The 3,781-nt window shown below is 69.0% G+C and carries 6 protein-coding genes; all 6 read right to left on the reverse strand.

All coding sequences use genetic code 11. From position 1 onward, the window contains the following. Positions 1 to 296 precede the first annotated feature (296 nt). The 6 genes from ACWGIU_RS32470 to ACWGIU_RS32495 all read right to left on the reverse strand — a co-directional run bounded on the left by ACWGIU_RS32470 (position 297) and on the right by ACWGIU_RS32495 (position 3,700). Positions 297 to 494 carry a DUF2795 domain-containing protein gene (locus tag ACWGIU_RS32470; protein WP_453711692.1) on the reverse strand — a complete coding sequence of 66 codons (198 nt, stop codon included), beginning with the start codon at positions 492 to 494 and terminating at the stop codon, positions 297 to 299. A 319-nt stretch (positions 495 to 813) separates the two neighbouring features. After that, the gene (locus ACWGIU_RS32475; protein WP_453711693.1) at positions 814 to 1,518 is read right to left on the reverse strand and encodes a DUF6766 family protein; all 705 of its coding nucleotides are present in this window, start codon (positions 1,516 to 1,518) and stop codon (positions 814 to 816) included. Positions 1,519 to 1,601: 83 nt separating this feature from the next. Further along, on the reverse strand, positions 1,602 to 2,039 hold the full coding sequence (locus ACWGIU_RS32480) for a hypothetical protein (protein ID WP_453711694.1): 438 nt from the start codon (positions 2,037 to 2,039) through the stop codon (positions 1,602 to 1,604). Then, positions 2,036 to 2,512 (reverse strand): hemerythrin domain-containing protein, encoded by a 477-nt coding sequence (locus tag ACWGIU_RS32485; RefSeq protein WP_453711695.1) that lies wholly within the window; start codon positions 2,510 to 2,512, stop codon positions 2,036 to 2,038. Before ACWGIU_RS32485 ends, ACWGIU_RS32480 begins: the two co-directional genes overlap by 4 nt. A gap of 48 nt (positions 2,513 to 2,560) precedes the next feature. Next, positions 2,561 to 2,878 (reverse strand): hypothetical protein, encoded by a 318-nt coding sequence (locus tag ACWGIU_RS32490; protein ID WP_453711697.1) that lies wholly within the window; start codon positions 2,876 to 2,878, stop codon positions 2,561 to 2,563. A 405-nt stretch (positions 2,879 to 3,283) separates the two neighbouring features. After that, a complete protein-coding gene (locus ACWGIU_RS32495) occupies positions 3,284 to 3,700 on the reverse strand; it encodes a CBS domain-containing protein (RefSeq protein ID WP_453711696.1) in 417 nt (138 codons plus the stop codon). Between the last annotated feature and the right edge of the window lie 81 nt (positions 3,701 to 3,781).

Consider the following 3,781-nt stretch of genomic DNA (forward strand, 5'->3'; position numbering starts at 1 on the left):
GTACCCGGGCTCACGCAGCCAGATCGTCGAGAGCGCGGGACACATCGGCGGGCGTCTCGTACCGACCGTCTTCAGGGATAGGTGCTACTTCCTCGCCTTGTCATGCGGCGCCTACCCGAGCGGATGAGCGGTACGCATGCGCTCCCGCCACAGGCGCAACATGACGAGATCGCCGTTCGCCGGGGCACGGCCGCCTCCCAGGTGGCGGGGCGCCGGGTCGCAGGCCGGCACGAAACGCCGGAGGCACGGCGCGCCGCCCGAAGGGTTCCCAGCAGCCGAAGTCGCTCGCGATGCGGTCAAGCGCCGCTTCCGAAGACGGCCTTCTGCACGTCGTCAGGACCGTCGTACCGCTTGGCTCCGGAGCCCTGGAGCTTTTCGACGACGGTGTCATCGGCTCCGTTGCTCTTCGCCAGAGAGGCGAGGTCTTCGGCGCTGGCGGGATATGCGGCGCCCTTGAGGGCCTTCTGTACGTCGATGGGGCTGAGCTTCGCCATGATGGTCTCCTTACTTCGAGCGGGGGAGTTCTTACGCTCCCGGTCCCCCTTCCCGCTCTTTGCCGCTGCCCGTGAATCCGATGCCGATTCACAGCCAGGGGTCATATCCCCGGTGCGCTCGACACCCCCGCGGCGCGGTCGCCGAAAGCCGGTACGAGCCGGCTCGGCCAGACGCCCGTGCGCCCGAGCCTTGGGTCATGGGAGACACCACCTCGGCCGCACCCGCGAAGCCGACGGTCATCGCCGCATCACACGGGGACGCCCACGGCGCGCCTGGACGGGCACGTGCCGCAATCGTCCGGCCGGACATTCCATGGCCTCAGCCTTCGACGCCGGTGGCGGTGTGGGAGGAGCCGACCGGCTTGGACTCGGGGGATCCCCGCTGGCGCAGGTAGACGGACAGGATGACCATGGCGGCCACGGCCAGGAGTTCCGACTGCCAGTTCTGCAGTGTCCTGTTCCAGAAGTCCGGTGACGCCAGGTAGGCGCCCCAGCCGATGGGGTCCTGGAGTTGTCGTAGTTGCTGCTCGTCGTAGGCGGCCACGCCCGTGATCGACTGGGCCAGCCAGGACAGGACGAACAGACCGCCCATGACCAGGCCGAGCGAGCGGGAGTACACCCGCTGCCGCCAGTCCTTGGCGCCGGCCCAGCGCGGCGAGTCCTCCCTGGCGTGATCACCCACGCGCTGCTCGCGGTCGGACTCGGAACCGATCTTGTGGAGTTCCTTCGATTCCGGTGAGCCCCGCTGGACGAGCCAGACGGTGCCGAAGATGAACAGGAAGAACTGCAGGAACTCCGACTGCCAGTTCTCGGTGACGTCCACGGCGAAGTCCGAGGACGTCATGTACTCGCCCAGGCTGATCCGCTGGAGGCCGTCGTCGGCGAGCTGAGCGTTGAACTCGGCGTGCCCGGCCAGCGCCTGCCCGATCAGGACCAGCAGGAACGCCGTTCCGAAGGCGAGAGTGAGGCTGTTGTCCCGCCAGAAGTTCCCGCGCCCCTGGCTCCCTTGCCGACCTGCGCTCATCGGTGCATCGCTCCGATCGCGATGAAATAGGCAAGGCCGCCCATGATCACGACCAGGCAGGCAACGAAGAGTCCTCGCATTGCTCAGCCGCCCTTCACGACACACTGGTAGGGCTTGTCCTCCTGGGGCATGCAGCCTGCCGCGACCACCCGCCATCCCCCGGTGAACTGCGACAGGAACAGCGTCTCGCCGTCGGCGCGGACGAGGGCCTGGCGGCCGTAGACCTCGGCGCCGTTCACCGCTCCCGATACCGGCAGCTCTTGCTCCTCCAGCGCCTTCGCGCAGGTCTGCTTCTCGTCCACTTCCAACTGGGCGCGGGTTTCGGGAGCCAGCAGGTCGCAGGCTGCCCCGTACTGCCGGGAGGCGAGCGCCTGCTCGAAGGCGCGGCCGGCATCCCGGGCTCCCTCGACGCGTGGTGCGGCCGCCCCGCATCCCGAGAGCAGCGCCCCCAGTACTCCGGCCAGCGCCGCGGCTCCGGCTTTCCTCCGGGCCGTCCGCGGCGGGCTGACTCCCGGTGTCATCGGCTGTCGGCGCTGGGGGTGGCCAGGGGGTCCCGCGGCGCCTTCGGCTTCTCGGCTTCCAGGCGCTCGCCGAGTTCGGTGAGCCGGTTGCGCCCCATGGCCTTGCGGACGTCGGGGAACCATTCCTTCTCTTCTTCCTCGACGTGGTGGCGTACGTTCTCCATCAGGACGCTCATCTTCGCCTTGAACCGTTCGTCGGCCGCGTCCATGCCCTTGAGCTCGGAGAGCATCCATACGACCGCATGGTGTTCCTCGATGCTCTCCAGGATGTGGTCGGTGGTGTCCGGAGCGGCTTCCCGGGCAGCGGGGTAGAAGATCTGTTCCTCGATCCAGGCGTGGACGGTCAGCTCCTCGATGACCTGGTCGGCGAGCCTGCGCCGTTCGTCCGTGTCCTCGTCCCCGGTCTTCTCGAACTGCTTGAACAGCTTCTCGACGGTCTTGTGGTCGTCACGAAGGAGCACGATCGCATCCATGAATATCCCTCAGGTATGTGCGGATTTAGAATAAACGCCCAGGTTTCCCTACCCCGGAGGAGCGGGCTTTGCCGGGCAGCCGGGCCGATGCCGCCCGATTGGACCAAGCCCTCTTCGACCGCGCTGACCGGCGGCCGACGCACGCGGCGGTCCTTCGCGTACGAAAGGCGGGCGTGGTCGCACAGCCGCCGGGGCGGCGGCCCATACCCGCAGGCGGCGCCCTCCCGGGCAACGGAAGCCGGCGAGGCCGTCGCGGCCGGCGGGGGAGGCAAGATCCGCGTCCGGCCCCACCGGGCAACGAACGTACGAGCCTGTTCGGCGGGCAGTGAGACCGGTCGACTCGTCGAGCGACCGGATCGTCGGCATGCGCGCGGTGTGGTGCACGTCGGGCGCATACCCGGCTTACGGGCGCACATTCCGAAGTCCGGCGGCGTTGCGGCCGCCGCATGACACCGCATGACACCGCATGACACCGCATGACACCGCATGACACCGCATGACACCGCATGACACCGCACGTCAGCGGCGCGGCTGATCGTGGTGCGGGCCCGCTCCTTCGATCAAGTACCGGAGTGCTGGCCGATCCGCCGACCGCAGCGTTCCGTGGTCCGGCATGGGCAGCGGGGCGGCTCCGGGTGGGCAGGGGGGCGCGCTGCTCCGGCGTCCCGATGTGCATGGCAGCGTGTCACGGCTGTGGTGTCCGCGGACCTGGGCCGTCCGGTGACGACGCGCGCCTCCCTGGCCACCCATGGGGAAGCCCCGCAATGTGAGTCAGTCGACGGAGAGAGCCTGGAGGAGGTCGCCGACCTGCGGGTCGGGCAGGGCGCGCGCAACATCCGCCTGGGCGACGATGCCGACGAGGCGGTGGCCGTCGATGACGGGCAGGCGCCGTACCTGATGGTCGGCCATCGTGCGCATGATCTCGGTGGCGTCGTCGTCGGCGCCGATGGTGACCGCCTCACCCTGGGCCAGCTCTCCGGCCTTGACCTCGCCCGGGTCCTTGCCCACGCCCAAGACCTTCACGACGATGTCGCGGTCGGTGAGCATGCCCTTGAGCTTGTCGTCGGTGCCGCAGATCGGCAGCGCTCCGACGCCCATCTGCGTCATCTTCTTCGCGGCCTCGAGGACCGTCTCCTCGGCGCCGATGCACTCGGCGCCCTCCGTCATGATTTCGCGAGCCGTGGTCATCCGGCCGCTCCTCTCGGTAGGTGTCGTCACGCCCGTGCTCTTGGGCCTGGACAGGCGGGTGGGCGGGCACCGCTGGGGTGC

It is taken from the genome of Streptomyces sp. NPDC054840 (assembly GCF_053611065.1).